Genomic DNA, 24,031 nt, shown 5'->3' with positions numbered 1-24,031 from the left:
GCTAGCCCTTCAGCAAGCCGCCGGCCTGCACCACTGCCTCCGGCGTGTCGACGTCCAGGTGTGCGGCCGCACCGATCTCGACGTCGATGATATCAAGGCCGGAGGTCTCGATGATGTGCCGGGCGCCTACGTCGCCCTCGAGCCGGCGAATTGCGGCGAATGTCGAACGGGGCAGGAGGACGGGGTTGCCGCGCTTGCCGTCCGAGACGGCCCGCACGACGGCGCTTCCGCCGGCCGACGCGAAGGCTGCCATCAGTTTGCGCAGGTCCCCCGGCGTAACCCTCGGCATGTCGGCCAGATGGACCAGGACGCCGCTGCAATCAGCGCCGGCGGCATCAAGCCCGGCATTGAGCGAGGTCGACATCCCCTCGCGGTAGAGCGGGTTGCGGACGATCTCCACGGGCAGCCCGGCCAGGACCGCCTCGATCGCATCTGCCCGATGCCCGGTGACGACCACGACCTTGCCCGGTTGGGCGGCAAGCGCCGCCGAGGCCGCCATGCGCACCAGCGGAACGCCATCGAATTCGGCGAGCAGCTTGTGCCCCCCGACACTCCCCATGCGACGTGCCTGCCCCGCCGCAAGCACGATGACGACGATGTCTTTTGCCCCGATCGCGTTTGCCCTGCGCTCGCCTTTCAGTTCCCGCGGCCGCGGCCGGGTCGGTATCTCCGCCAGCAGTCCGCCGACACCCATGCCCGTGATATCGACCGCTCCGGGTGACTCGCCGGCAAGGATGCGCGCGAGAACCCAGTCGAAGCCGTTCTCCTTCGGGCTTCGGGCGCAGCCGGGCGCACCGATCACCGGCGTATCACCGATCTGGCCGAGCACGAGAAGGTTGCCCGGATCGACGGGCATGCCGACCTGCTCGACGCGCCCGCCCGCCTCTCGGATCGCCGCAGGAATCACGTCCTCCGAATCGGCGACGGCCGAGGCGCCGAAGACGACGACGAGTTCACTGTCACGAGCCGCCGGCTCCAGCGCTGCTGCCAACGCCGCCGTCTGATGCGCCACGCGCACTTCGCCGGTGAGCGAACTTCCCGAGGGCGCGAGCCTGTGCTCCAGCAGGAGCCTCGTCTTGTCCATCACCGAGGGCTTCAGCGAAGGCAGGACGGTCGCAATCATCGCCACCCGGCGGGCCGTGAACGGCCGCACGACGACGGCGGCGGCGGCGAGGACGGCAGCGGCCTGATCGGCGATCATGGCCGGAACGGCCAGTGGAATGATCTTGATCGTCGCCACCATGTCGCCCGGCCGCACGGTCGCGCGGTCCGGCAAGGTGGCAATGGTGATCGCCGGATCGATTCGGTTGAAGCGATCGATCGTGGCGCGATCGACACGAAACAGGCCATCAACGGCGGAGTGCAGGTTGATGCGGCCCGTCGCGGGGGTGGTGAAGGTCAGGTGGTCGGGGGCAATCGCCGCAGCGACGCGAGCGGCGGCCGCATTCTCGTCGATGTCGCCGGGCTCCATCCGCACCGCGGTGACGCTTTCGACCCCCGCGGCCCGCAACTGCCGGCAATCCGCGTCCGACAGCATGTGGCCCTTGGAAAGGGAGACCCCCTCGGCGCGTACGCCATGTGCCAGGATTGCGCCCGTCGCTTCGTGAACTGCCACGTCTCCGAAAATCATGGCGCAGCCTCCGTTCGCAAATCGCGCCGGCGGAAGGCCTGGATGATCTCGGCCAGGATCGCCACCGCGATTTCCGCCGGACTCGCCGCTCCGATATCGAGACCGATCGGCGCCGAGATGCGAGCAAGCGCTTCCTGCTGGACGCCCTGCGCCGTAAGCCGTTCGATCCGTTTTCCGTGGGTTTTCCGGCTGCCAAGCGCACCGACATAGAAGCAGCCGGCATCGAGGGCGGCACGGATCGGAAAGTCATCGATCTTCGGATCGTGGGTAACGGCGACGAGCGCGCAATAGGCATCCAGGGGACGCGCCTTCAGCACATCCTCCGGCCAGTCGGCAACCAGATCGACGCCGGCGAACCGTTCCTCAGTGGCGAAAGCCGTGCGCGGATCGATGATCGTCAGGTCGAATCCGGCAACCTTGGCGATCGCCGCCAGCGCCTGGCTGATATGCACCGCGCCGATCACGACAATCCGCGCTGGCGGGAGGTGGACATTGAGGAAATAGCTGCGCCCCTCCAGCTCAACGACACCAGATTTGCCGGATCGAAACACGCTGGCGATCGCCGCGCCGAGCGGTCCGACGACAGCGTCGCCCTCGCGCACGAGGCGGTCGCGCCCGTCGCCGAGGTCGGTAACGTGCACCACGGCGCGGCGCGCGCGACGTTCGGCATTCACTTTGCGCAAGACGAGAGGATCCATCAGCCGAGCCGCTCCACATAGACGCGGATCCGTCCGCCGCAGGACAGCCCGACCCGCCAGGCGGTCTCGTCGGCGACGCCGAATTCCAGCATTTTCGGTTCGCCGCTTTCGATCACTTCAAGGGCCTCGCTGATGACCGCCCCTTCCACGCAGCCGCCCGACACCGATCCGTGGAAATTGCCGTCACCGTCGATGACCAGATGGCTGCCGGTCGGCCGCGGCGCCGAGCCCCAGGTCTCGACCACGGTCGCAATCGCAACATTGCGCCCGTCGTCCATCCATCGTTCCGCAACCGCCAGCGGATCGAGCGTATCGATCGTCTCTTCCATCCCGGCCTCCTTCACGGCATCGCGGCGAGGAATCGTCGCGGGTCGGCGCGCTCGCCACCATTGCCGGACAACGCGGCGACCAGATCCGATATAGCTTCAAGATTGTGCACCGCGCGCAATTCGTCAACGTGCGGAAGCATGGCGCGCACCCCCCGCGCCCGCGCCTCGAAGCCCTCGAAACGCAGCAGCGGATTGAGCCAGATCAGCCTGCGGCAGGAGCGATGCAGCCGGTCCATCTCCGTTTCGAGGATCGCGATGCCTTCGCGTTCAAGACCGTCGGTGATCAACAGCACGATCGCGCCCTGCCCCAGCACACGCCGCGACCAGAGCCGGTTGAACTCCTTCAGGGTCTCGCCGATGCGCGTGCCGCCCGACCAGTCTTCCACCGTGCGCGCGCACTCCTCGACCGACTCATCCGGATCGCGATGGCGCATCTGCCGGGTCACATTGGTCAGCCGCGTGCCGAACAGGAAGGTATGGACCCGCCGGCGCCGGTCGGTCAGCGCATGGAGAAAATGCAGGAAGATGCGGGTGTACTGGCTCATCGAGCCGGAAATGTCGGCAAGCACCACCAGCGGCGGATGCACCATTTTCGGTTCCCGATGCCGCGGCAGGATCAACGCACCGCCCGTGCGCATCGCCTGCCGCATCGTCGCCCGCGCATCCACCATCGCCTTTCGCGTGCTGCGGCGAAAGCGGCGCGTCCTGACCTCGTCCATCGGCAATGTGAGGCTGGCGATGGCACGCTTGGCTTCCCGCAGTTCCGCTGCCGTCATCTGGGCGAAATCGGTCTTGCGCAGCACCTCGCTGGCGGAGGTCGTGAAACGCGCGTCGACCTCGATCTCCGGCTCTTCCCACGGCCGCGCCGCGTCCTGCCGCCCCGCAAAGAGCGCGTCCGACAGGCGTGTTTCGCCCGCCTTCTTCTTTTCCCTTTCCGCATCCGTTCGGACGACGGGGGACATCATCGCGATCATCTTCTGCACGAGGTCCCGCGAGCGCCAGAAAAGCCGGAACGCCTCGTCGAAGATTGCCTGATCCTCGTGGCGCGTCACCAGCGTGCAATGCAACGCGGTGTAGAATTCGTCGCGATCGCCGATACCGATCGCCTGCACGGCTTCGATCGCATCTGCCACCGCCGCCGGCCCGATCCGCAAGCCTGCCTTGCGCAACGCGCGGGCGAAATGGACGATATTGTCGGCAAAGCGGCCGTCGCCCGGCGGCATCGGCGGCACGACCAGCCCGTCTGTCGCCGCCTCGATCATGGTCAGACCGCCGCGCGAAGCTCGGACTTCACCTCGTCCAAGAGCTTCCGCCCCTCACCGCCTTCGATCCGGGCGATGTCGTCCTGGTACTTCAGGAGCGTGCCGAGCGTGTCGGAGACGGTTTCCGGATCGAGCGCCGTGCGGTCGAGTTCGGTGAGCGCGGTCGCCCAGTCGATCGTCTCGGCGACGCCCGGGTTCTTGAAGAGATCGAGCGTGCGCAGCTTCTGCACATAGGCGACGATCTGGGCCGACAGCACTTCGTTGCAGCCCGGCACCTTGCGGCGAATGATCTCCAGCTCCTGTTCCGCCTTCGGATAGTCGACCCAGTGGTAGAGGCAGCGCCGCTTCAACGCGTCGTGCACCTCCCGCGTCCGGTTCGTCGTGATGATGACGATCGGCGGCTCGGCGGCGCGGATCGTGCCAAGCTCGGGCACCGTTACCTGGAAATCGGAAAGCACTTCCAGCAGAAAGGCCTCGAAGGCCTCGTCCGTCCTGTCGAGCTCGTCGATCAGGAACACGGGTGCGCGACCGTCCGGTGACGACAGCGCCTGCAGCACCGGGCGGCGGATGAGGTAGCGATCGGAGAAGATGTCGGACTCGATGCGTTCGCGATCGGTCGTCCCGGCCGCCTCTGCGAGACGAATTTCGAGCATCTGCGCCGGATAGTTCCACTCGTACACCGCAGAGGCGATATCGAGCCCCTCGTAGCACTGTAGCCGGATCAGCGGGCGATCGAGTGCGCTGGCAAGGACCTTGGCGATCTCCGTCTTGCCGACGCCGGCCTCGCCCTCGAGGAACAGCGGGCGCTTCATCTTCAGCGAGAGGAACAGCACCGTCGCCAGCGATCGCCCGGCCAGGTAGTTGCCTGCCGCGAGCATCTCGAGCGTCTCTTCGATCGACTGGGGAACGGTCCCCTTCTTGTAGGCTGCCATGCTTCCTCCGCTCTGGAGGAGAACTTATAGCGTGCGGTAGTCCCGGTCCATATAGATCAGCGCCGGTTTTTCCGGGCCATATGCCAGCCCCAGCACCTCGCCGAAGAGAATCATGTGCGTGGCCATCACCTTGACCTCGAGCAAACGGCAATCGAACGAGGCCAGCGCGCCGACCAGAACCGGCGAACCGGTGACGAGCTCGGTCCATTGTCCCTGTGAGAACCGGTCGCCGGGTATCGCAGGATCGCGGCCGGAGAAGACATTGGCGAGTTCGACCTGGTCTGCCGCCAGCGCGTTGAGCGCAAAATGCCCGCTCTTGCGAAAGATCTCGTTGCGCGGATTGGTCACGTTCAGGCAGGCGAGCACGATCGCCGGATTGTCTGAAACCGAACAGGCCGCCGTGATGGTCACGCCGCGGCGTTCTCCCTCAAAGGCGGTGGTCACGAGTTGGACGTGCCCGGCGTAGCGGCTCATGGCGTCGCGATACAGCGGCGGGTCCAGCATCAATCGATCCAACACGGCGATCTCCCTTCGTGGAAAGGGATACATGGAAAGAATAAAGAAAAATGTAAGCCCAAAAACGACATTTTCCAGGATTTTGCACCGCACTCACGACGGGGAACGCGAGCGGCTGCACATTGCGGTCATCTTTTGCTTTGACCGATGCCGTTCCCTTCGTACAAGGTTGCGCGTCACGACCCGGATTTTTTCATGTACCGTCGCCTCGCCATCGCCCTCTCGTCCATCCTCGCGCTTGCCACGCCCGCCACCGCGGCAGGGCCGACGATCGCGGTCGTCGCGCCGGAGACGGGACCTTTCGCGATTCTCGGCGAGCAGATCCGGGAAGGCGCCCGTTTCGCCGCCGCGGCGGACGGAAGCAAGATCGTCGAAATCGACGAGGCCTGCGACGAACAGGGGGACGCATCGATTGCAAAGGACATCCTTTCAGCCGGTGCCGACGCAGCCATCGGTTTCCTCTGCACCGAGGACCTGCAGGCCGCGTTGCCGGCGCTGGCGGAAGCGGGCATTCCCGCCATCACGCTGTCGGCGCGCTCCGGCGTGCTGATGGAAGACGCGCTGAAACGGGGCTGGCCGCTTTTCCGGCTGGCGCCGGCGCCTGGCATGGAGGCGCAGAAGGCCGTCGACGTCATCGCGACTGCCTGGGCGGCCGAGCCTTTCGCCCTGATCGACGATGGGACCATCCATGCGCGGGAACTGGTCGAGGCGATCCGCCTGAAGCTCGAGGAAAAGGGCATGAAGCCCGTCTTCGTCGACACCTTCCGCCCCGCGCAGGAGCAGCAGATCGGCCTGGTGCGCCGCCTCGCAAAGGCCGGCGCAGCCCGTGTCTTCGTCGGCGGGGACCGCGGCGACATGGCCGTCATCGTCCGCGACGCGCGTGCAGAAAAATTGCCGCTGGCGTTCATGGGAGGCGAGTCCATGATGGCGGCAGATGCGACCACGCCACTGCCTGACGGCACGCAGGCGATCGTCCTGCCTATCGACGGCGTGACGCCGGAAAGCGCGGCGCTCGCCGCCACGATGAGGGAAGCGGGGCTCGTCGCGGAAGGCTATGTCTTTTCCGCCCATGCCGCAGCAACGCTTGTCAGCAAGGCGGCGGCGGTGGCCGCATCCGCCCAGCAACCGCTGAGCGATGCGCTCGTGGCCGATACATTTCTCACGGTCATCGGACCGATCGGCTTCGGTGCAGGGCACGAGTTGCGCGACAATCCCTATCGGCTGATGGAATGGAAGCAGGACCGCTTCACGCCCATAGAGACCACGCTGGAGGGTGACTGATGAGACCCGGAGCGCGCAACCTGATCACGGACGTCGTTGGCCTACGCGTCGGCAACGCCTCCGACGATCGGCTGAAATCCGGCGTCACCGTTGTCGTCTGCGAAAAGCCGTCCGTCGCCGCGGTGCAGGTGCTCGGCGGCGCGCCCGGCACGCGCGAAACCGACCTTCTCGAGGTGCACAACACCGTTCAGACAATCGATGCCGTCTGCCTTTCCGGTGGTTCCGCCTTCGGCCTGGACGCGGCGTCCGGCGTGCAGGCGGCATTGCGCGAACAGGGGCGCGGCTTTGCCGTTGGGCCCTTCCGCGTCCCGATCGTCCCCGGCGCAATCCTGTTCGACCTGGCCAATGGCGGCGACAAGGATTGGGGGCGCTATCCGCCGTACCGGGAACTCGGCTATGCGGCGACACAGGCGGCCGGAACCGAGTTTGCCACCGGCACGGCCGGCGCCGGCACCGGCGCGACGACAGCCACCTTCAAGGGCGGCCTCGGCTCCGCCTCGACCGTTCTTGCCGACGGCATCACCGTCGGCGCGCTCGCCGCAGTCAATGCGCTTGGCTCCGCGACGCTGGGCTCCAGCCGGCATTTCTGGGCTGCACCGCTCGAAGAAGACGCCGAGTTCGGCGGCCTCGGGATGCCGACGCTTGTTTCGGACGAGGCGCGTCGGCCGCGCACGAAACTCACCACGGCTGGCGATGGGCCGACGAACACCACGATCGCGGTCATTGCGACGGACGCCATCCTGACGAAGGCCGAGGCCAAGCGGCTCGCCGTTTGCGCCCATGACGGTTTCGCCCGCGCGCTCTGGCCGGCGCACACGCCGCTCGATGGCGACCTCGTCTTTGCGCTCGCCACCGGCACAAGCGGCAGGACTGTCACGATCGAGGAGTTCATCCCGTTGTGTGCCGCCGCTGCATCCACCATGGCCCGCGCCATCGCCCGCGGCGTGCATGACGCCACGCCAATGCCGGATGATCTCCTGCCCGCCTGGCGGGCGGGATGACGGCGCCAGGGCCGCCGTGGCGCGATCCATCGTTGTCCGGCACCGGAAGCGATGGTATGGGCACCCAACATCACGTCGCCCTCGGAGCCCAAGCCATGCCCAGCCCCATCCGGATCGCCCCGTCCATCCTCGCCGCCGATTATGCCAAGCTTGGCCAGGAGGTGCGCGACGTCGTCGCCGCCGGCGCCGATTGGATCCATCTCGACATCATGGACGGTCATTTCGTACCGAACATTTCGTACGGCCCCGATGTGATCAAGGCGCTTCGCCCGCACACCGAAGCCTTCTTCGACTGCCATCTCATGATCGCTCCGGCAGACCCCTATCTCGAAGCCTTCGCCAAGGCCGGCTGCGATGGCATCACCGTCCATGCCGAAGCCGGCCCGCATCTCGACCGCTCCCTCCAGGCCATCAGGGCGCTCGGCAAGAAGGCCGGCGTCTCGATCAATCCCGCCACGCCCGAAGCGGTCCTGGAATACATTCTCGACAAGCTCGACCTGATCCTGGTGATGACGGTGAATCCCGGTTTCGGCGGCCAGAAATTCATTCCGGAAATGGAACGTAAAATTGCGCGCATCCGCAAAATGATCGCGGACCGTCCGATCGAGCTGCAGGTCGACGGCGGCGTTACCGTCGACACGATCGCCAGACCGGCGGCCGCGGGCGCAAACGTCTTCGTCGCCGGCTCCGCCATCTTCGGTGGCGGCCATGTTGACGCCTATCGCAAAACGATTGACACTCTGCGCGCCAATGCGGAAGGGGCACGCGGTTGAGACGATCCGGCAAGATCACCGCCCTGTCGGCTGGCGCCATGCTCGCGCCGGCCTGCGCATTGGGCGGAGATTTTGCCCAGTTCCGGCCGATCGGATTTTCTGCGGACGGCGGCATCTTCGCCTACGAGGAGTTCGGCATCCAGGACGGATCGGGCTCGGCATACTCGAACATCTATTTCATCGACACGGCAAAGGACACCTATCTTTCAGGCACGCCGATCCGCGTCCAGGGACCGGAAAACGATTCCAGCCTGCGGCGCGTGCGGACCGAAGCCGCAGCCAGAGCCAATCCTTTGGTGGCACGCTACAGCCTGAATGACAATCCGGGCCAGCTTGTCGCCTTCAATCCCTACAGTGAAGTCGGTCCCGCACCGGAGTCCATTCGCTACTACGAATTTCCCGCAGAGCCACGCGTCGGTCAGCCGTACACGCTGACGCTGACGGAGACCGAGGCACCGGTGCCGGACACCTGCAAGGGCCTCATCGAACGCAGTGCGGGTTTTCAACTGGCCTTCACCGAAAAGGCAGGCAAGCCGGTGAACGAAACCGTCCACCGCGACGACCGTGTGCCGCAGAGCCGGGGCTGCCCGACCGGATACCGCATCTCCGGCGTCGTCACCCATCAGGGCGGATCGCAGACGATCCACATGGCGCTTGTGATGCTGCTCCGCTACGGCTTCGAGGGCCTCGACGGCCGATGGCTCGCCGTGCCGCTAAAGCCATGAGCACGGATACGGATGCGGCATCGGGAGGTTCGAGGGCCGGACAGGTGCCGAACGGCGCAAACACCATTCCCATTTTCCCGCCGCTGACGCGGCTTCTGGCCGGTGCGGTCGGCTGGGGCGCCCTGATGTCCCTCTCGGCGATCGTGTCCCTTTACCGGCGAAACCATCTCGAGACGCTCCACCTGATGGAACTGGCGGTCCTCTTCTTCGCCGGTGGTCTGCTTGCCTGGCCGTTCATCGTCCCAACCGCGCGCCTGCTGAGCCGCTATGGTCGCGTCGAGACGCGCTTTGCTGCATGCTTTGTGCTTCTCGCATTGGGCACGATTGCAATGACCGCTTTCCTCTTCGCCATGGACTACCGCCTCTTCTATGCGCAGTGGCACCATCCGATCCTGTCACGCATGGGGATCCGCCAGTTCGTCGGCACGTCTGCTTCCGGTGTCTATCAGTTTGCGGTCATGGGACTGGGGCTGTATCTTCCGGCAGGACTTCCCGTTCTTGCGGGCGTGAGCCTCTGGCTTGCAAAAGCCATGCGTTGAGCTTGGCCGCCTTTCTTGGTAGAGGGGCGCCAACACTCCTCCCAGAGAAAGCTGAAAGCCGATGATCCCCCGCTATTCCCGCCCGGACATGGTCGCCATCTGGTCACCCGAAACGAAATTCCGCATCTGGTTCGAGATCGAGGCGCACGCTTGCGACGCGCTCGCAGAACTCGGCGTCATCCCCAAGGAGGCAGCCAAGACCATCTGGGACAAGGGTGGCAAGGCCACCTTCGACGTCGCCCGCATCGACGAGATCGAAGCCATCACCAAGCACGACGTCATCGCCTTCCTGACGCATCTGGCCGAGATCGTCGGCCCCGACGCGCGCTTCGTACACCAGGGCATGACTTCCTCGGACGTGCTCGACACCACTTTCAACATCCAGCTCGTTCGTGCCGCCGACATTCTTCTTGCCGGTCTCGACCGCGTCCTCGCCGCCCTCAAGGCGCGGGCCTTCGAGCACAAGGATACCGTTCGCATCGGTCGCAGCCACGGCATCCATGCCGAGCCGACGACGATGGGGCTGACGCTTGCCCGCTTCTATGCCGAGATGGACCGCAACCGCGCACGTCTTCTTGCCGCCCGGGCTGAAATCGCAACTGGTGCGGTCTCCGGTGCCGTGGGCACCTTCGCCAACATTGACCCGCGGGTCGAGGAGCATGTCTGCGCCGCACTCGGCCTCGTGCCGGAGCCCGTCTCGACGCAGGTCATTCCGCGTGATCGTCACGCGATGTTTTTTGCCACGCTCGGCGTCATCGCCTCATCGATCGAGAATGTCGCGATCGAGATCCGCCACATGCAGCGCACCGAGGTTCTTGAGGCGGAGGAGTTCTTCTCGCCCGGCCAGAAGGGCTCCTCGGCCATGCCGCACAAGCGCAACCCGGTGCTGACGGAAAACCTGACGGGCCTTGCCCGCCTCGTGCGCATGTCGGTCGTCCCCGCCATGGAGAACGTCGCACTCTGGCACGAGCGCGACATCAGCCACTCGAGCGTCGAGCGCGCCATCGGTCCCGATACGACCGTAACCCTCGACTTCGCTCTGCACCGCCTGGCTGGGGTCATCGAGAAGCTGGTGATCTATCCGGAAAACATAATGAAGAACCTCGACAAGTTCCGTGGACTTGTTCACTCGCAGCGTGTTCTCCTGGCCCTCACTCAGGCCGGCGTCTCGCGCGAGGACAGCTATCGCCTCGTGCAGCGCAACGCCATGAAGGTCTGGGAAGAAGGCAAGGACTTTCTTGCCGAACTGCTGGCCGACCAGGAGGTGCGGGCCGCGCTGTCGGAAGAGGAAATCCGCGAAAAGTTCGATCTTGGCTACCACACCAAGCATGTCGACACGATCTTTAAGCGCGTCTTTGGCCAGGCCTGATTGCGGGCTCGGCGCTCAACGATAAAGGGCGCGGCCGAGGCCGCGCCCTTTATCGTTTATTCGCCACGGGAAGCGCGTCGAAACGACGTCGCCTCAACCGTTCTGGAGCTGCTCCACCGCCACGCCCAGAAGTTCGAGCATCTGGCGGCGGATCTCATCCTCGGTCTTTGCGATGCCGGCGGCATCGAAGTCCGCCTTCAGCTTGCGCACCACATCCTCGTGGCCGATTTCCTCGAAATCGGCGGCCACGACCTCCTTCGCATAGGCCTCCGGGTCGCTCTTGCCCAGCAACCCGGCAGCCCACAGGCCGACAAGCTTGTTGCGTCGGACCTCCGCCTTGAAGCGAAGTTCCTCGTCCAGCGCAAACTTGGCCTCGAAGCCTTTTTCGCGATCCTGCATGGTGGTCATGTGGCGACTCCCTATATGTATAACAGACACATTCTAGATGGGTTTTCCGGTCCATAAATCAAAAGCGTGTCGAAAGTGCAAATGCCATTCGTCAAGCACCGGCCGCAAAGCCCGGAATTAAGGGATATGGCGCACTGGCCGATTGTTAAAGCGGCCCAATTCGTTTAAGGACCCCGGAAAGAAACTATATCTGCGTCACCCTAGGACGCCAACTGCAGAGACAAAATCAATGAACCGTCGCCGCCGTATCTACGAGGGCAAGGCCAAGATTCTCTATGAGGGTCCAGAGCCTGGCACGCTGATCCAGTTCTTCAAGGACGACGCCACCGCCTTCAACAAGAAGAAGCATGACGTCATCGACGGCAAGGGTGTGCTCAACAACCGGATCTCGGAATACCTGTTCACCCATCTCAACAGGATGGGCATCCCGACCCACTTCATCCGCCGCCTTAACATGCGCGAGCAGCTGATCAAGGAAGTCGAGATCATCCCGCTCGAAGTCGTCGTGCGCAACGTCGCCGCCGGCTCGCTCTCCCGACGCCTGGGGATCGAGGAAGGCACCGTCCTGCCGCGCTCGATCATCGAGTTCTATTTCAAGGCCGACAACCTGGACGACCCGCTCGTCTCCGAGGAGCACATCACCGCGTTCGGCTGGGCGAGCCCGCAGGAACTCGACGACATCATGGCGCTGGCCATCCGCGTCAACGACTTTCTCTCCGGCCTCTTCCTCGGCGTCGGCATCCAGCTCGTCGACTTCAAGATCGAGTGCGGCCGCCTCTATGAAGGCGACATGATGCGCATCATCATCGCCGACGAGATTTCGCCCGACAGCTGCCGCCTCTGGGACACCAACACCCAGGAAAAGATGGACAAGGACCGCTTCCGCCGCGACATGGGCGGACTGCTGGAAGCCTACCAGGAGGTGGCGCGTCGTCTCGGCATCATCAACGAGAACGAACCGATCCGCGGCACGGGTCCCGTGCTGGTGAAGTAATTTTGGGGGCGGCTTCGGTCCGCCCCGGCCGTATGGCTAAACGAGTATCCGTCTGAAGAGGAACACATGATCAAGGCACGCGTAACGGTCACGCTGAAGAACGGCGTTCTCGACCCCCAGGGCAAGGCGATCGAAGGCGCGCTCGGCGCGCTCGGCTTTGACGGCGTCGGCCATGTCCGTCAGGGCAAGGTCTTCGACCTGGAACTCCAGACCGCCGATAAGGTCAAGGCCGAGGCCGAGCTGAAGGACATGTGCGAGAAACTTCTGGCGAACACGGTGATCGAGAACTACACTATCGCCCTCGCTTAGAAGTTGAGGATTTATGATGGCGACTGTCGATGGCGATCTGATTTACGAGATGCTGAAGAAAATTCAGGGGGACATTTCTTCCCTGAAGTTCGATACCGCCAGCATAAAAACCGAAATGAGCAATCTGCGTGGTGTCGTTGCATCCATGCAAATGGACGTTCATCAGATTTACACGCGCCTTGATCGCGTGGACCAGCGCCTCGACCGTATCGAAAACCGCCTCGAATTGCGTGAACTCGCTGAGGCCCAGGCAAAGTTTGAGCCACACCCATGAAATCAGCCGTCGTCCAGCTTCCAGGCCTCAACCGTGACCGCGACATGATCGCAGCGCTCACTAAGATTTCCGGCAAGGCGCCCCTGACCATCTGGCAGACGGAGACCGAGATCCCGGACGGTGTCGACCTGATCGTCATCCCGGGCGGCTTCTCCTACGGCGACTACCTGCGCTGCGGCGCAATTGCCGCCCGCATGCCGGTGATGCAGGCGATCAAGGCGAAGGCCGAGGCCGGCGTGAAGGTGCTTGGCGTCTGCAATGGTTTCCAGATCCTGCTTGAAGCAGGCCTGCTGCCAGGCGCGCTGATGCGCAACGCCTCGCTGAAGTTCGTCTGCAGGCAGATCAAGCTCGAAGTCGCAAACGCCGACACGGACTTCACCCGCGCCTACAGCCAGGGCCAGATCATCCGTTGCCCGGTCGCCCACCACGACGGCAATTTCTTCGCCGACGCCGAGACGCTGGCGAAGATCGAGGCCAACGGTCAGGTCGTTTTCCGCTACGCCGAAGGGACCAACCCGAACGGCTCGCTGAACGACATTGCCGGCGTGATCAACGAGCAAGGCAACGTGCTCGGCATGATGCCGCACCCGGAAAACCTGATCGAGGCCGCCCACGGCGGATCCGACGGCCGCGGCCTTTTCGCCTCGGCCCTCGACGTAATCGCCGCTTAACCTTACGCCCGTATCAGGGGCGCCTGTCCCGTCTGAAAGGCTCGCCATGCGCCCCATTGCCTCGTCCAAGGCCCTCATTCCGCTTGTTCTCGCTGCAGCCGGTCTCGGTTCCGCCTGTCAGCCGGCACCGCCTGCCCCCAGGGCAAGCAGCGCCGCCCTGCCGACGATGGAACGGATCGCGCTCGGCGCCAACACCTGCTGGTTCAAATCGGGCGACGCCGCGTTCTCTGCCTATCGCCTCGCACCCGAACTGAACTCGTTCTCGGGGAGGCCGCGTATCCTCGTGGTGCCGCGCCGTTCACCGGAATCGCGGCCGATGCTGGTGGTGCAGGCCGAGGGGCAGCCGGCACAGCTCAGCGCCTTCGGACCGTTGATGGATGAGCCTGTCTCTTCGCGGATCGCCACGGACGTGAAGCGCTGGGCTTCCGGCGGCAAGGGCTGCCGGTAGACCTGCGTAAACTTAAGACTTCGAAGTACGAAATTGCTCGCGTCAGGATGCCCTTCCTGCGCCGGTTGTCCTCTTGAGGGTGCAATGACGATCCAGATCCTCCACAATCCCCGCTGCTCGACGTCGCGCAAGGCACTGGAGATGATCCGCGCGGCCGGACACGAGCCAGAAATCATCGAATATCTGAAGAATCCGCCGACGCGCGAGGAGCTCGTCAGCATCCTTGTGGCCATGGACGCCACCCCGCGTGAGATCCTGCGCGCCAAGGAGCCACTGGCCAAGGAACTGGGGCTTCTGGACCCTGCCCGCACCGATCGCGAGTTGATGGACGCCATGCTGGAGAACCCGATCCTGATCGAGCGACCGATCGTGATCACCAAGAAGGGGGCCCGCCTATGCCGCCCCGTCGAAAGAGTGAGCGAACTCTTCTGAACCCACCGGCCGCCACCGTGTGAGGCGGCTATTTTCCTGTCGCGCCGGTCTTCCGCATGCGCTAAAGAGACCGCAAAGCCTACTCCCACGGACAAGACGAGAGACGATGACCATCTCCAACAGCCGCCCGATCACCCCAGAGCTTATCGCCGCCCATGGGCTGAAGCCGGATGAATATGAGCGCATCCTGTCGCTGATCGGTCGCGAACCGACCTTCACCGAGCTCGGCATCTTCTCGGCGATGTGGAACGAGCACTGCTCCTACAAGTCCTCCAAACGCTGGCTGCGCACGCTGCCGACCAAGGGGCCGCGCGTCATCCAGGGTCCCGGCGAGAACGCCGGCGTGGTCGACATCGACGATGGCGACTGCGTCGTCTTCAAGATGGAGAGCCACAACCACCCCTCCTACATCGAGCCTTACCAGGGCGCGGCCACGGGCGTCGGCGGCATCCTGCGCGACGTCTTCACCATGGGCGCCCGACCGATCGCGGCAATGAACGCGCTGCGCTTCGGCGCGCCGGACCATCCGAAAACCCGCCACCTGGTCTCCGGCGTTGTCTCCGGCGTCGGCGGCTACGGCAATTCCTTCGGCGTTCCGACCGTCGGCGGTGAGGTCGAGTTCGACCCGCGCTACAACGGCAACATCCTCGTCAACGCCTTTGCCGCCGGCCTCGCCAGGACCGACGGCATCTTCTACTCCAAGGCCGAGGGCGTCGGCCTCCCCGTCGTCTATCTCGGCGCCAAGACCGGCCGCGACGGCGTCGGCGGCGCGACGATGGCGTCGGCCGAGTTCGACGAGTCGATCAAGGAGAAGCGGCCGACCGTGCAGGTCGGCGACCCCTTCACCGAGAAGTGCCTGCTGGAAGCCTGCCTCGAACTGATGCAGACCGGCGCGGTCATCGCCATCCAGGACATGGGTGCCGCCGGCCTCACATGCTCGGCCGTCGAAATGGGCGCCAAGGGCGATCTCGGCATCGAGCTCAACCTCGACCTCGTGCCGGTGCGCGAGGAGCACATGACCGCCTACGAGATGATGCTGTCGGAAAGCCAGGAGCGCATGCTCATGGTTCTCCGCCCCGAGAAGGAGAAGGAAGCCGAGGCCATCTTCCACAAGTGGGGCCTCGATTTCGCCATCGTCGGCCATACGACCGACGATCTGCGCTTCCGCATCCTCCACCAGGGCGAGGAAGTCGCGAACCTGCCGATCAAGGAACTGGGCGACGAGGCGCCGGAATACGACCGGCCGTGGCGCGAGCCCGGCACGGCGTCGCCCCTGCCCGCCTCGCTGGTCGCCGAGCCCAACGACTACGGCCTTGCGCTGCTCAAGCTGGTCGGCTCGCCGAACCAGTCAAGCCGCCGCTGGGTTTACGAGCAGTATGACACGCTGATCCAGGGCAATTCGCTGCAGGTCCCCGGCGGCGACGCCGGCGTCGTGCGCGTCGAGGGCCATCCGACCAAGGCGCTCGCCTTCTCCTCCGACGTCACCCCGCGCTATGTCGAGGCGGATCCGTTCGAGGGCGGCAAGCAGGCGGTCGCCGAGTGCTGGCGCAACATCACAGCCACCGGCGCCGAGCCGCTGGCCGCGACCGACAACCTGAACTTCGGCAACCCGGAAAAGCCCGAGATCATGGGTCAGTTCGTCAAGGCTATCCAGGGCATCGGCGAAGCCTGTCGCGCGCTCGACTTCCCGATCGTCTCCGGCAACGTGTCGCTCTACAACGAGACGAACGGGGTCGCCATCCTGCCGACACCCACGATTGCCGGCGTCGGCCTCCTGCCGGATTGGTCGACCATGGCCAAGATTGGCAGCGCCAATGAGGGCGACCACGTCGTCTTGATCGGCGGCGACGGCACGCATCTTGGCCAGTCGGTCTACCTGCGTGACGTGCTCGGCATCGTCGACGGTCCGGCACCGAGGGTGGATCTTGCGGATGAGCGCCGCAACGGTGACTTCGTCCGCTCGGCGATCCGCAACGGCCAGATTAGCGCCTGCCACGACATTTCCTCCGGCGGCCTCGCGGTCGCGCTCGCCGAGATGACGATGGCGTCCGGCAAGGGCATGAAGCTGAGCCTGTCGGAGGCAAATGGCCCGGCGCACGCCCTTCTCTTCGGCGAAGACCAGGCGCGCTATGTCGTGACGATGCCGGCCGACCTCGCCAATTTCCTCTGCGCCAATGCAGAAGGCGCCGGGGTACCGTTCCGCCGCCTCGGCACCGTCGAAGGCTCGAGCCTCGTGGTCGACGATCTGTTGGCGGTCTCGATTGAGCAATTGCGTAGCACCCATGAATCGTGGTTCCCTGACTTCATGGATGGCAGTTCGAATGCAGCGGCTGCCGCCGAATAGAAGAAAAGGGAGTGCATCACATGCCCATGGCACCAGGTGAAATCGAAGACATGATCAAGGCCGGCATTCCAGGGGCCAAGGTCACGATCCGGGATCTCGCGGGCGATGGGGATCACTATGCTGCCGAAGTCGTCGCGGAAGCCTTTCGCGGCAAGACCCGGGTGCAGCAGCACCAGATGGTCTACAATGCGCTGAAGGGCAACATGGGCGGCGTTCTCCACGCGCTCGCCCTGCAGACATCGGCACCGGAGTGAGTTCGCCACGATGGCGGGCGTAATCGAGGACTTCGTCTCCGGGGTGGTCAGCAGCGCCTTGAAGGAAGTGCTGACCAAATCCGGCGTGCGCAGGACGAAGACGAGGCGAACCCGACGTCGTACCAGCAAGGCCAAGTCTGGCGACATTCTGGCGGACATCGTCGAGGCCGCCCTAAAGCCGAAGCCTGCCCGCAAGCAGGTCAGCCGGCGAAGGACCGCCGCCGCCCGCAGCAAGCAGCGCCGCCGCGTCTAGGTGGGTGGCGTTCCAGATTGACTTACAAAGCGGTCGTTGTTCTTCCGGGCATTCCTTGTCACGAAACCGGTTCCCGCTTTCGGAAGAGACGCCTTCAGCCGAGGCCGGTTCATCATCAGATTTGATGGAACATATCGACGCGGGGTGATGGAAATTCGTCCCGCGCGTGCTATCTAGGGGGCAACTCAGCGGTCCGGGCCTTGAACCCGGATAGAAAAGGGATTCGAAATGAGCGGTATTCACGATTTCATCGACAATGAGGTCAAGAACAACGACGTCGTGCTCTTCATGAAGGGCACACCGCAGTTTCCGCAGTGCGGCTTCTCCGGTCAGGTCGTGCAGATCCTCGATTATGTCGGTGTCGACTACAAGGGCATCAACGTACTCGCCGACGCGGACCTGCGCCAGGGCATCAAGGACTATTCCAACTGGCCGACGATTCCGCAGCTCTACGTCAAAGGCGAGTTCATCGGCGGATGTGACATCGTCCGCGAAATGTTCCAGTCCGGGGAGCTGAAGTCCCACCTCGAAGGACAGGGGATTGCAGTCAAGGGCGCCGCATAAGGCACCTTCGGACCGCACGCAGACCGGAAATCGACCGAGGCGCCGCTCCAACGGCGCCTCCTCTCATTTAAGTATGGATTTTCGTTATGAGCGCACTTTCGGCCGAAGCCATCCGCCGCCTGAACGGCATGGGCAGGATCGAATTCATTGCCCTGATGGCTATGCTGATGGCGCTGAACGCGCTAGCCATCGACATCATGCTGCCAGGCCTCCAGCAGATCGGCGCGAGCCTCGGCGTGGAAAACGAGAACCACCGGCAGTACGTGATTTCGGCCTATCTGCTCGGATTTGCCTTTGCGCAGTTGCTCTATGGACCGATCTCCGACCGGTTCGGGCGCCGGATCCCCATGTTTGTCGGGCTGGGCATCTATATCGTTTCTTCCTTCGTTGCCGTGCTCGTCCCGAGCTTCGCAGCATTGTTGGCGCTGCGTTTCGTGCAAGGCATCGGCTCCGCCGCCATGCGCGTCATCACAGTCTCGATCGTGCGCGATATTTTCGGCGGCCGGGCCATGGCCGAGGTCATGTCACTGATCATGATGGTCTTCATGATCGTTCCCGTGCTTGCTCCCGGCACCGGACAGGTCGTCATGCTGTTCGGTGACTGGCACCTGATCTTCATCTTCATGGGGGTGATCGGAACGCTGGTCGCCGCCTGGATGTACTTTCGGCTGCCGGAAACGCTCGCCCCCAAGGACGTTCGCCCCTTTACGCCGGCGTCGATCCTGGAAGGATTTCGGATCGTTCTGACGAACCGCGTCGCGCTCTGCTACACGCTCTCGAGCACCTTCATCTTCGGCGCGCTGTTCGGTTTCATCAATTCCGCCCAGCAGATCTATGTCGGCATCTATGGCCTCGGCGTGTGGTTCCCCGTCGCGTTTGCCGCCGTCGCCGCGTTCATGGCCCTGTCGTCCTTCGTCAATGCGAGGTTGGTCGGAAGTTTCGGCATGCGGCGCCTGTCACATGGGGCCCTGGTCGGCTTTTTGACCGTGAACACGATCTGGCTGGCCTGCACGCTCGCCTGGCCGGGGCATGTGCCCTTCCCGATCTTCATCATCCTGTTTGCGCTGGCGATGTTCCAGTTCGGCTGGATCGGTTCGAACTTCAATTCGTTGGCGATGGAGCCGCTCGGCCATGTTGCCGGCACAGCCTCGTCCGTCCTCGGCTTCATGGGCACGGCGGGCGGCGCCATCATCGGCGGCGGCATAGGCCAGGCCTTCGACGGCACCGCCCTGCCGCTTGTGCTGGGGTTCTTTTCGGTCGGCGTCGTTGGCCTTATCTTCGTGCTGATCGCGGAACGGGGAAAGCTGTTCCAGGCCCACAGCCAGCCGGCCTGAATGCTACCGCACCAACGAATATGGCCCGGACGAACGGTCCGGGCCTTAGAGTCCTGACGAAGCCTTTCAAGCCCCTTCGCGCCGCATCTAATACGGCTCCGTCATGCCGGACTCGATCCGGCATCCTGCGCGCTCAAGTCCTTGAGCGCAAAAGACCGGACGAAAGAGCCGGGCTGCTGTCGCTATCGAAACACTTCAGACAACGAACACCTTGCGCCGCAGCATGTGCCAACTCTCGCTGTCGGGCGCGATCAGGAGACCGCCGTCGAGATGCCGCGGTTCGTAGGCGGAACCGTCGAAACGGGCCGCATAGGCGCCGGCCTCCTGGCTGATCAGCGTGCCAGCAAGATGATCCCAAGGCATCAACCTATTATACATCAGATAGTGCAGGTGACCCGCCGCAAAGGTCCGGTACTCGTGCGCCGCGCAACGGTAGTTGGCGGCAAACGCGACCTTGGCGAGATTGGCCATCACCCGCGCGCGCTTTTCAGCGGGCAAGAAACTGGTCGAGGCCATGCCGGTCATCTCGGAAAGAGGCACCGCATCCGTCGCCCTCAGGCGAACTGCCGGGCGATTTCCGCCGGTCTGCCACGCACCGGCGCCCTTCTCGGCCAGAACGAAATCGTCCCCCATCGGATCGTAGATGACGCCGGCGATGGTTTCACCGCCCGAAACGACCGCCGCCATGACGCCGAACAGCGGCACGCCGGCGGCGAAGTTGAAGGTTCCGTCGATCGGATCGACGATCACCGCCAGATCGGCCTGCGCCAGTTTCGACAAGAGCGCCGGCTCGGCGGCGACGCTCTCCTCGCCGATGAACAGGGCGCCCGGCAGAACCGCCTCCATGCCGGCCCTGATGTAGCGCTCGGCGGCCTCATCGGCCTCCGTCACCAGGTCGATCGCGCTGGTCTTCGTGCGCACGTCGCCTTCGCCAAGCGCGCGAAAACGCGGGCGGATTTCGGCCTCCGCCGCCTCGCTGAGAAGAAATGCGAGAGCGTTGATGTCAATTCGTGTCGTCATTTGCAGATACCGCGGCAAGAGAGGAGAAATCGAAGAGCGTCGGGTCCAGCAGGTGGGACGGGTTCACGTGCGCCAAGGCGCGCAGCATCGTGTCCTTGCGGCCCGGCATGCGCGCCTCGATATCGGCCAGCATCGCCTTCATCGCATTGCGCTGCAGGCCATCCTGCGAGCCGCAGAGGTCGCACGGGATGATCGGAAAGCGCATCGCCGTCGCGAACTTTGCAAGGTCGTCCTCCGCGGCGTAGGCGAGCGGGCGAAGCACCATCAGGTCGCCGTCGTCGTTGAGGAGCTTGGCCGGCATCGAGGCCAGCCGGCCGCCGTGGAAGAAATTCATGAAGAAGGTTTCGAGGATATCCTCGCGATGATGCCCGAGAACGAGCGCATCGCACCCCTCCTCCCGTGCGATCCGGTAAAGGTTTCCCCGCCGCAGACGTGAACAGAGCGAACAATAGGTCGCCCCCTGCGGCACCTTTTCCTTCACCACCGAATAGGTATCGCGATACTCGATCCGATGCCTGACGCCGATCGAGGCAAGGTAGTCCGGAAGGACATGCTTGGGAAAGTTCGGCTGGCCCTGATCGAGGTTGCAGGCGATCAGTTCGACCGGCAGCAGGCCGCGCCATTGCAGGTCCAGAAGCAGCGCCAGCAGGCCATAGCTGTCCTTGCCGCCGGAAAGCCCGATGAGCCAGCGCTTCTGCCCCTTCAGCATGGCGAAGTCGTCGAACGCCTGGCGAACCTGCCGAAGCAGCCGCTTGCGCAGTTTGTTGAAAGAAACCGACGATGGCATCTGGGAAAAGAGCGGATGATCGGGGCCAATGTCAGCCGCCCCGGCTTCCGCGAATTCCCTGCTGTCGGTACTTGCCGCGACGTTCATCATTCCGCTCCTGTCCGGTGCGCTGCCGCTGTTATCCTCGTTCCGGCAGAGGCATTGCCCACCCGGCCCAGCAAGATCAAGCGGTTTCTGCGCGCTCGAAGGTTTGCCGGACGGCTGCCATGACAATTGCGCCCCGAAACGACGGAAGCCGCCCGTTTCGGGGCGGCTTCCAAAATCCATCGGCCGGGGCCAGGATTAACGCGAATAGAATTCGACGACCAGGTTCGGTTCCATGATGACCGGGTACGGCACGTCGGAGAGGGCCGGAACGCGTGCGAAGGTCGCAACCATCTTGTTGTGGTCGACTTCGATGTAGTCCGGAACGTCACGCTCTGCGAGCTGCACCGATTCGAGAACCGATACGAGCTGCTTGGACTTTTCGCGCACCTCGATGACGTCGCCCGGCTTGCAGCGGTAGGAACCGATGTTGACGCGGACGCCGTTGACCTTGACGTGGCCATGGTTGACGAACTGGCGTGCAGCAAAGACGGTCGGTACGAACTTGGCGCGGTATACGATCGCGTCCAGACGCGATTCCAGCAGACCGATCAGGTTCTCCGAGGCGTCGCCCTTGCGGCGGTTGGCTTCGTCGTAGATGGCGCGGAACTGCTTCTCGCGGATGTCGCCGTAGTAGCCCTTCAGCTTCTGCTTGGCGCGCAGCTGCACGCCGAAGTCGGACAGCTTGGACTTGCGGCGCTGGCCATGCTGGCCCGGGCCGTATTCGCGGCGGTTCACCGGGGACTTAGGGCGGCCCCAGATGTTTTCGCCCATGCGGCGGTCGATCTTGTACTTTGATGAAGCGCGCTTGCTCATCGCATTTCCTTTCAATCAGTTACACCGGTTTGCTTCCAAGCCGGATCAAGGAAACACGCCCTCCTCTGAACGCCATTTCGGCCTTCTGACAGGTTTCTCACGATACGCGGACCGGAGAAGCCACGGGACATGTCAAATGAAACACCGGACATCTCTGCCCGGCGTTGGGGGCTCAATAGGTACGTTTTACAAATTTGTCAAACGGAATATGGACATCCGCGGGTCTATTCCGCTGCCTGGCGCAGCGTGTCCGTCAGGTCCGGCCCGTTGGCGTCACCCGGCTGGGTTTCGCAGCCCAGGTCCGGGAAGGCGACGATGCGCAGGCCCGCCATGTCGCTGTGGACGACAATCAGACCCTGCTCCTCGAAATATCCGAGCAGGCGGCGGGCGCGGCGGGCCGAGTGGGTGCCATAGGCGCGGGCGATCATTGCATCGGAAGGGCACGGCAGGCCACGCACGGCGGCCTGCGCGACGAGCAGGAAGACGCCCTGCAGATCCTCGGTCACCGCGCGCGACAGCTCCAGCGCCGTCGCCCACAGTTCCGTTCCGGCCGTCTCGGCATCCACGCCGGAGCGGGCCACGGCCATCTTGCGGCGGAAGGCCGGCAGCGACAGCGGCGCGCCGGGCACCCGGCGGATGCGGCAGCGGACGAGGAAATCCTGGAACAGCTCCGCGTCGGCGCGGAAGGCGGCACCGGGATTGTCGAGAATTTCGGCCAGCACCTGGTCGAGCAGCGCGTCGCGCTCCTCAGCCGGCATTTCCGGCGCCGCAGGGCGCGCAGGCTCGGCGGCGACGGGCTCCGGCCGGGCCCGTGACAGCTCGGCAAGGATGTCTGTCGTCGGCCGCGGCTGCGGGGCGACGCGGCGCACGAGCGGGCGGGTCAGTTCTTCCGGATCGGGCCTAAAAATCAGGTCCTCGACATCCTGGGGCGCCTCCGGCAGCGGCATCAGCTTCGGGCTCGTCGAGCGGGCGGACGTCTCGACCGGCCCGATCGTCACCGGCAGCGGGCGGCGCGACAGCGCCGGGCCGAGCGCCACGAAGGAGCCGCGCTTCAGGTCGCGGAACATCTCCGCCTGGCGACGGTCCATGCCGAGCAGGTCGGCAGCGCGCGCCATGTCGATGTCGAGGAAGGTTCGCCCCATCAGAAAGTTCGAGGCTTCCGCCGCGACGTTCTTGGCGAGCTTCGCCAGCCGCTGCGTGGCGATCACGCCGGCAAGCCCGCGCTTGCGGCCGCGGCACATCAGATTGGTCATCGCGCCGAGCGAAACCTTTCGGGCCTCCTCCCCGACGTCGCCGGCGACCGACGGCGCGAACATCTGCGCCTCGTCGACCACGACGAGGACCGGATACCAGTAGTCGCGGTCGGCATCGAACATCGCGTTCAGGAAGATGCCGGCCGCACGCATCTGTTGCTCGACCTCGAGGCCTTCGAGCGAAAGAACGCAGGAAACGCGGTGCTGGCGGATGCGGGTGGCAATCCCGATCAGTTCGGCGTCGGTGCGCTCACCCTCGATGACCACATGGCCGAACTTGTCGGAGAGCGTGACGAAATCGCCCTCGGGATCGATGATGCACTGCTGCACCCAGGGCGCCGATTGTTCCAGCAGACGCCGCAGCAGGTGCGACTTGCCGGAGCCGGAATTTCCCTGCACGAGCAGACGGGTTGCGAGCAATTCCTCGATATCGAGCGTGGCCGGCGCGCCGCCCTGCGCCGTTCCCATGTCGATGCCGACCTTCATTCAACCCTCGTGCTCATCCATGGACCCGGCCAGTCTGGTGCGGCCGGAAAAACGGGACAGGCCTAGCATGAAATTGGCTGCAGCGGGCAAGTGATTGCAAAAACCCACAGGAAGGTGGCCCTTGCCTAAGCGTCCTCAATCAAGGTCACCGGCGCATCGGCTGTGTCGGAGTCGTGATCGATCGAATCGTGGCCCGGAACGCGGAGGATGCGAAGCTGGCCGCCCGCGCTTCGGACAGAACAGCA

28 protein-coding genes are annotated in these 24,031 nt (G+C 64.3%); 17 read left to right on the top strand and 11 right to left on the bottom strand.

The window, feature by feature from the left end; all coding sequences use genetic code 11:
* Position 1: 1 nt before the first annotated feature.
* The 6 genes from JNC62_RS09335 to JNC62_RS09310 are packed head-to-tail and all read right to left on the bottom strand — an operon-like array spanning position 2 to position 5,370.
* Entirely contained in the window at positions 2–1,630 is a 1,629-nt protein-coding gene (locus JNC62_RS09335; protein ID WP_374838086.1) for an NTP transferase domain-containing protein, read from the bottom strand.
* The gene (locus tag JNC62_RS09330; protein ID WP_374838084.1) at positions 1,627–2,328 is read right to left on the bottom strand and encodes an XdhC family protein; all 702 of its coding nucleotides are present in this window, start codon (positions 2,326–2,328) and stop codon (positions 1,627–1,629) included. Before JNC62_RS09330 ends, JNC62_RS09335 begins: the two co-directional genes overlap by 4 nt.
* Positions 2,328–2,657, bottom strand: coding sequence for an XdhC family protein (locus tag JNC62_RS09325; RefSeq protein WP_374838082.1), 330 nt, complete (start codon positions 2,655–2,657; stop codon positions 2,328–2,330). Before JNC62_RS09325 ends, JNC62_RS09330 begins: the two co-directional genes overlap by 1 nt.
* 11 nt (positions 2,658–2,668) lie before the next feature.
* On the bottom strand, positions 2,669–3,919 hold the full coding sequence (locus JNC62_RS09320) for a vWA domain-containing protein (protein ID WP_374838080.1): 1,251 nt from the start codon (positions 3,917–3,919) through the stop codon (positions 2,669–2,671).
* 2 nt (positions 3,920–3,921) lie between these two features.
* Positions 3,922–4,851, bottom strand: coding sequence for an AAA family ATPase (locus JNC62_RS09315; RefSeq protein ID WP_374838078.1), 930 nt, complete (start codon positions 4,849–4,851; stop codon positions 3,922–3,924).
* Positions 4,852–4,875: 24 nt separating this feature from the next.
* Complete coding sequence (locus JNC62_RS09310) at positions 4,876–5,370, bottom strand: flavin reductase (RefSeq protein ID WP_374838076.1); 495 nt, start codon at positions 5,368–5,370, stop codon at positions 4,876–4,878.
* Between the two features lie 192 nt (positions 5,371–5,562).
* Between JNC62_RS09310 and JNC62_RS09305 the strand changes: the two genes are divergently transcribed.
* The 6 genes from JNC62_RS09305 to purB all read left to right on the top strand — a co-directional run bounded on the left by JNC62_RS09305 (position 5,563) and on the right by purB (position 11,055).
* Positions 5,563–6,648, top strand: a complete 1,086-nt coding sequence (locus tag JNC62_RS09305; RefSeq protein ID WP_374838074.1) for an ABC transporter substrate-binding protein — start codon at positions 5,563–5,565, stop codon at positions 6,646–6,648.
* Positions 6,645–7,649, top strand: a complete 1,005-nt coding sequence (locus JNC62_RS09300; RefSeq protein WP_374838382.1) for a P1 family peptidase — start codon at positions 6,645–6,647, stop codon at positions 7,647–7,649. Before JNC62_RS09305 ends, JNC62_RS09300 begins: the two co-directional genes overlap by 4 nt.
* A gap of 95 nt (positions 7,650–7,744) precedes the next feature.
* On the top strand, positions 7,745–8,422 hold the full coding sequence (rpe, locus tag JNC62_RS09295) for a ribulose-phosphate 3-epimerase (RefSeq protein ID WP_374838072.1): 678 nt from the start codon (positions 7,745–7,747) through the stop codon (positions 8,420–8,422).
* Complete coding sequence (locus tag JNC62_RS09290) at positions 8,419–9,147, top strand: DUF2259 domain-containing protein (RefSeq protein WP_374838070.1); 729 nt, start codon at positions 8,419–8,421, stop codon at positions 9,145–9,147. Before rpe ends, JNC62_RS09290 begins: the two co-directional genes overlap by 4 nt.
* On the top strand, positions 9,144–9,686 hold the full coding sequence (locus tag JNC62_RS09285) for a hypothetical protein (RefSeq protein ID WP_374838069.1): 543 nt from the start codon (positions 9,144–9,146) through the stop codon (positions 9,684–9,686). Before JNC62_RS09290 ends, JNC62_RS09285 begins: the two co-directional genes overlap by 4 nt.
* A 61-nt stretch (positions 9,687–9,747) precedes the next feature.
* The gene (gene purB / locus JNC62_RS09280; RefSeq protein WP_374838067.1) at positions 9,748–11,055 is read left to right on the top strand and encodes an adenylosuccinate lyase; all 1,308 of its coding nucleotides are present in this window, start codon (positions 9,748–9,750) and stop codon (positions 11,053–11,055) included.
* Between the two features lie 93 nt (positions 11,056–11,148).
* Here the strand turns inward: purB and JNC62_RS09275 are convergent, their stop codons facing one another.
* Positions 11,149–11,463, bottom strand: a complete 315-nt coding sequence (locus JNC62_RS09275; protein ID WP_374838065.1) for a DUF1476 domain-containing protein — start codon at positions 11,461–11,463, stop codon at positions 11,149–11,151.
* 229 nt (positions 11,464–11,692) lie between these two features.
* On the opposite strand from JNC62_RS09275, the gene purC reads away from it, so the two are divergent.
* From purC to JNC62_RS09220, 11 genes are all read left to right on the top strand, one after another.
* Entirely contained in the window at positions 11,693–12,457 is a 765-nt protein-coding gene (gene purC, locus JNC62_RS09270) for a phosphoribosylaminoimidazolesuccinocarboxamide synthase (protein ID WP_374838064.1), read from the top strand.
* A gap of 66 nt (positions 12,458–12,523) precedes the next feature.
* Positions 12,524–12,766: a phosphoribosylformylglycinamidine synthase subunit PurS gene (purS, locus tag JNC62_RS09265; RefSeq protein ID WP_374838062.1), complete on the top strand. Its 243-nt coding sequence runs from the start codon at positions 12,524–12,526 to the stop codon at positions 12,764–12,766.
* Positions 12,767–12,782: 16 nt separating this feature from the next.
* Complete coding sequence (locus JNC62_RS09260) at positions 12,783–13,040, top strand: hypothetical protein (protein WP_374838060.1); 258 nt, start codon at positions 12,783–12,785, stop codon at positions 13,038–13,040.
* The gene (gene purQ, locus JNC62_RS09255; RefSeq protein ID WP_374838058.1) at positions 13,037–13,711 is read left to right on the top strand and encodes a phosphoribosylformylglycinamidine synthase subunit PurQ; all 675 of its coding nucleotides are present in this window, start codon (positions 13,037–13,039) and stop codon (positions 13,709–13,711) included. Before JNC62_RS09260 ends, purQ begins: the two co-directional genes overlap by 4 nt.
* Positions 13,712–13,757: 46 nt before the next feature.
* Positions 13,758–14,159 (top strand): hypothetical protein, encoded by a 402-nt coding sequence (locus JNC62_RS09250; RefSeq protein WP_374838057.1) that lies wholly within the window; start codon positions 13,758–13,760, stop codon positions 14,157–14,159.
* An 84-nt stretch (positions 14,160–14,243) separates the two neighbouring features.
* On the top strand, positions 14,244–14,591 hold the full coding sequence (gene arsC, locus JNC62_RS09245) for an arsenate reductase (glutaredoxin) (protein ID WP_374838055.1): 348 nt from the start codon (positions 14,244–14,246) through the stop codon (positions 14,589–14,591).
* Positions 14,592–14,697: 106 nt separating this feature from the next.
* A complete protein-coding gene (gene purL, locus JNC62_RS09240) occupies positions 14,698–16,935 on the top strand; it encodes a phosphoribosylformylglycinamidine synthase subunit PurL (protein ID WP_374838054.1) in 2,238 nt (745 codons plus the stop codon).
* A gap of 20 nt (positions 16,936–16,955) precedes the next feature.
* A complete protein-coding gene (locus JNC62_RS09235) occupies positions 16,956–17,189 on the top strand; it encodes a BolA/IbaG family iron-sulfur metabolism protein (protein ID WP_097140948.1) in 234 nt (77 codons plus the stop codon).
* A gap of 10 nt (positions 17,190–17,199) precedes the next feature.
* Complete coding sequence (locus tag JNC62_RS09230) at positions 17,200–17,442, top strand: hypothetical protein (protein ID WP_374838052.1); 243 nt, start codon at positions 17,200–17,202, stop codon at positions 17,440–17,442.
* Positions 17,443–17,670: 228 nt separating this feature from the next.
* On the top strand, positions 17,671–18,006 hold the full coding sequence (gene grxD / locus JNC62_RS09225; protein ID WP_374838050.1) for a Grx4 family monothiol glutaredoxin: 336 nt from the start codon (positions 17,671–17,673) through the stop codon (positions 18,004–18,006).
* 128 nt (positions 18,007–18,134) lie between these two features.
* Positions 18,135–19,340 (top strand): multidrug effflux MFS transporter, encoded by a 1,206-nt coding sequence (locus JNC62_RS09220; protein ID WP_374838380.1) that lies wholly within the window; start codon positions 18,135–18,137, stop codon positions 19,338–19,340.
* A 195-nt stretch (positions 19,341–19,535) separates the two neighbouring features.
* On the opposite strand, the gene JNC62_RS09215 is transcribed toward JNC62_RS09220, so the two are convergent.
* The 4 genes from JNC62_RS09215 to JNC62_RS09200 all read right to left on the bottom strand — a co-directional run bounded on the left by JNC62_RS09215 (position 19,536) and on the right by JNC62_RS09200 (position 23,786).
* Positions 19,536–20,360, bottom strand: coding sequence for an inositol monophosphatase family protein (locus JNC62_RS09215; protein WP_374838048.1), 825 nt, complete (start codon positions 20,358–20,360; stop codon positions 19,536–19,538).
* Positions 20,344–21,234 carry a tRNA 2-thiocytidine(32) synthetase TtcA gene (ttcA, locus tag JNC62_RS09210; protein WP_374838047.1) on the bottom strand — a complete coding sequence of 297 codons (891 nt, stop codon included), beginning with the start codon at positions 21,232–21,234 and terminating at the stop codon, positions 20,344–20,346. Before ttcA ends, JNC62_RS09215 begins: the two co-directional genes overlap by 17 nt.
* A 195-nt stretch (positions 21,235–21,429) precedes the next feature.
* Positions 21,430–22,047, bottom strand: a complete 618-nt coding sequence (gene rpsD, locus JNC62_RS09205; RefSeq protein WP_374838045.1) for a 30S ribosomal protein S4 — start codon at positions 22,045–22,047, stop codon at positions 21,430–21,432.
* 224 nt (positions 22,048–22,271) lie between these two features.
* The gene (locus tag JNC62_RS09200; protein WP_374838043.1) at positions 22,272–23,786 is read right to left on the bottom strand and encodes a helicase HerA domain-containing protein; all 1,515 of its coding nucleotides are present in this window, start codon (positions 23,784–23,786) and stop codon (positions 22,272–22,274) included.
* Positions 23,787–24,031: the final 245 nt, after the last annotated feature.

It is taken from the genome of Mycoplana ramosa (genome assembly GCF_041930185.1).
Lineage (GTDB): Bacteria > Pseudomonadota > Alphaproteobacteria > Rhizobiales > Rhizobiaceae > Mycoplana > Mycoplana ramosa.
Note: the sequence above shows the minus strand (reverse complement) of the source record. Positions and strands in the feature narration are given on the sequence as shown.

Bases quoted from the DNA above. Each gene is read 5' to 3' on its own strand.
- JNC62_RS09320 (WP_374838080.1), bottom strand. From the start codon at position 3,919: ATGATCGAGGCGGCGACAGACGGGCTGGTCGTGCCGCCGATGCCGCCG.
- purQ (WP_374838058.1), top strand. From the start codon at position 13,037: ATGAAATCAGCCGTCGTCCAGCTTCCAGGCCTCAACCGTGACCGCGAC.
- JNC62_RS09285 (WP_374838069.1), top strand. From the start codon at position 9,144: ATGAGCACGGATACGGATGCGGCATCGGGAGGTTCGAGGGCCGGACAG.
- JNC62_RS09305 (WP_374838074.1), top strand. From the start codon at position 5,563: ATGTACCGTCGCCTCGCCATCGCCCTCTCGTCCATCCTCGCGCTTGCC.
- JNC62_RS09200 (WP_374838043.1), bottom strand. From the start codon at position 23,786: ATGAAGGTCGGCATCGACATGGGAACGGCGCAGGGCGGCGCGCCGGCC.
- ttcA (WP_374838047.1), bottom strand. From the start codon at position 21,234: ATGAACGTCGCGGCAAGTACCGACAGCAGGGAATTCGCGGAAGCCGGG.
- purC (WP_374838064.1), top strand. From the start codon at position 11,693: ATGAACCGTCGCCGCCGTATCTACGAGGGCAAGGCCAAGATTCTCTAT.
- purS (WP_374838062.1), top strand. From the start codon at position 12,524: ATGATCAAGGCACGCGTAACGGTCACGCTGAAGAACGGCGTTCTCGAC.
- JNC62_RS09220 (WP_374838380.1), top strand. From the start codon at position 18,135: ATGGGCAGGATCGAATTCATTGCCCTGATGGCTATGCTGATGGCGCTG.
- JNC62_RS09235 (WP_097140948.1), top strand. From the start codon at position 16,956: ATGCCCATGGCACCAGGTGAAATCGAAGACATGATCAAGGCCGGCATT.
- JNC62_RS09330 (WP_374838084.1), bottom strand. From the start codon at position 2,328: ATGGATCCTCTCGTCTTGCGCAAAGTGAATGCCGAACGTCGCGCGCGC.
- rpsD (WP_374838045.1), bottom strand. From the start codon at position 22,047: ATGAGCAAGCGCGCTTCATCAAAGTACAAGATCGACCGCCGCATGGGC.
- rpe (WP_374838072.1), top strand. From the start codon at position 7,745: ATGCCCAGCCCCATCCGGATCGCCCCGTCCATCCTCGCCGCCGATTAT.
- arsC (WP_374838055.1), top strand. From the start codon at position 14,244: ATGACGATCCAGATCCTCCACAATCCCCGCTGCTCGACGTCGCGCAAG.
- JNC62_RS09335 (WP_374838086.1), bottom strand. From the start codon at position 1,630: ATGATTTTCGGAGACGTGGCAGTTCACGAAGCGACGGGCGCAATCCTG.
- JNC62_RS09250 (WP_374838057.1), top strand. From the start codon at position 13,758: ATGCGCCCCATTGCCTCGTCCAAGGCCCTCATTCCGCTTGTTCTCGCT.
- grxD (WP_374838050.1), top strand. From the start codon at position 17,671: ATGAGCGGTATTCACGATTTCATCGACAATGAGGTCAAGAACAACGAC.
- purB (WP_374838067.1), top strand. From the start codon at position 9,748: ATGATCCCCCGCTATTCCCGCCCGGACATGGTCGCCATCTGGTCACCC.
- JNC62_RS09215 (WP_374838048.1), bottom strand. From the start codon at position 20,360: ATGACGACACGAATTGACATCAACGCTCTCGCATTTCTTCTCAGCGAG.
- JNC62_RS09230 (WP_374838052.1), top strand. From the start codon at position 17,200: ATGGCGGGCGTAATCGAGGACTTCGTCTCCGGGGTGGTCAGCAGCGCC.
- JNC62_RS09325 (WP_374838082.1), bottom strand. From the start codon at position 2,657: ATGGAAGAGACGATCGATACGCTCGATCCGCTGGCGGTTGCGGAACGA.
- JNC62_RS09275 (WP_374838065.1), bottom strand. From the start codon at position 11,463: ATGACCACCATGCAGGATCGCGAAAAAGGCTTCGAGGCCAAGTTTGCG.
- purL (WP_374838054.1), top strand. From the start codon at position 14,698: ATGACCATCTCCAACAGCCGCCCGATCACCCCAGAGCTTATCGCCGCC.
- JNC62_RS09315 (WP_374838078.1), bottom strand. From the start codon at position 4,851: ATGGCAGCCTACAAGAAGGGGACCGTTCCCCAGTCGATCGAAGAGACG.
- JNC62_RS09260 (WP_374838060.1), top strand. From the start codon at position 12,783: ATGGCGACTGTCGATGGCGATCTGATTTACGAGATGCTGAAGAAAATT.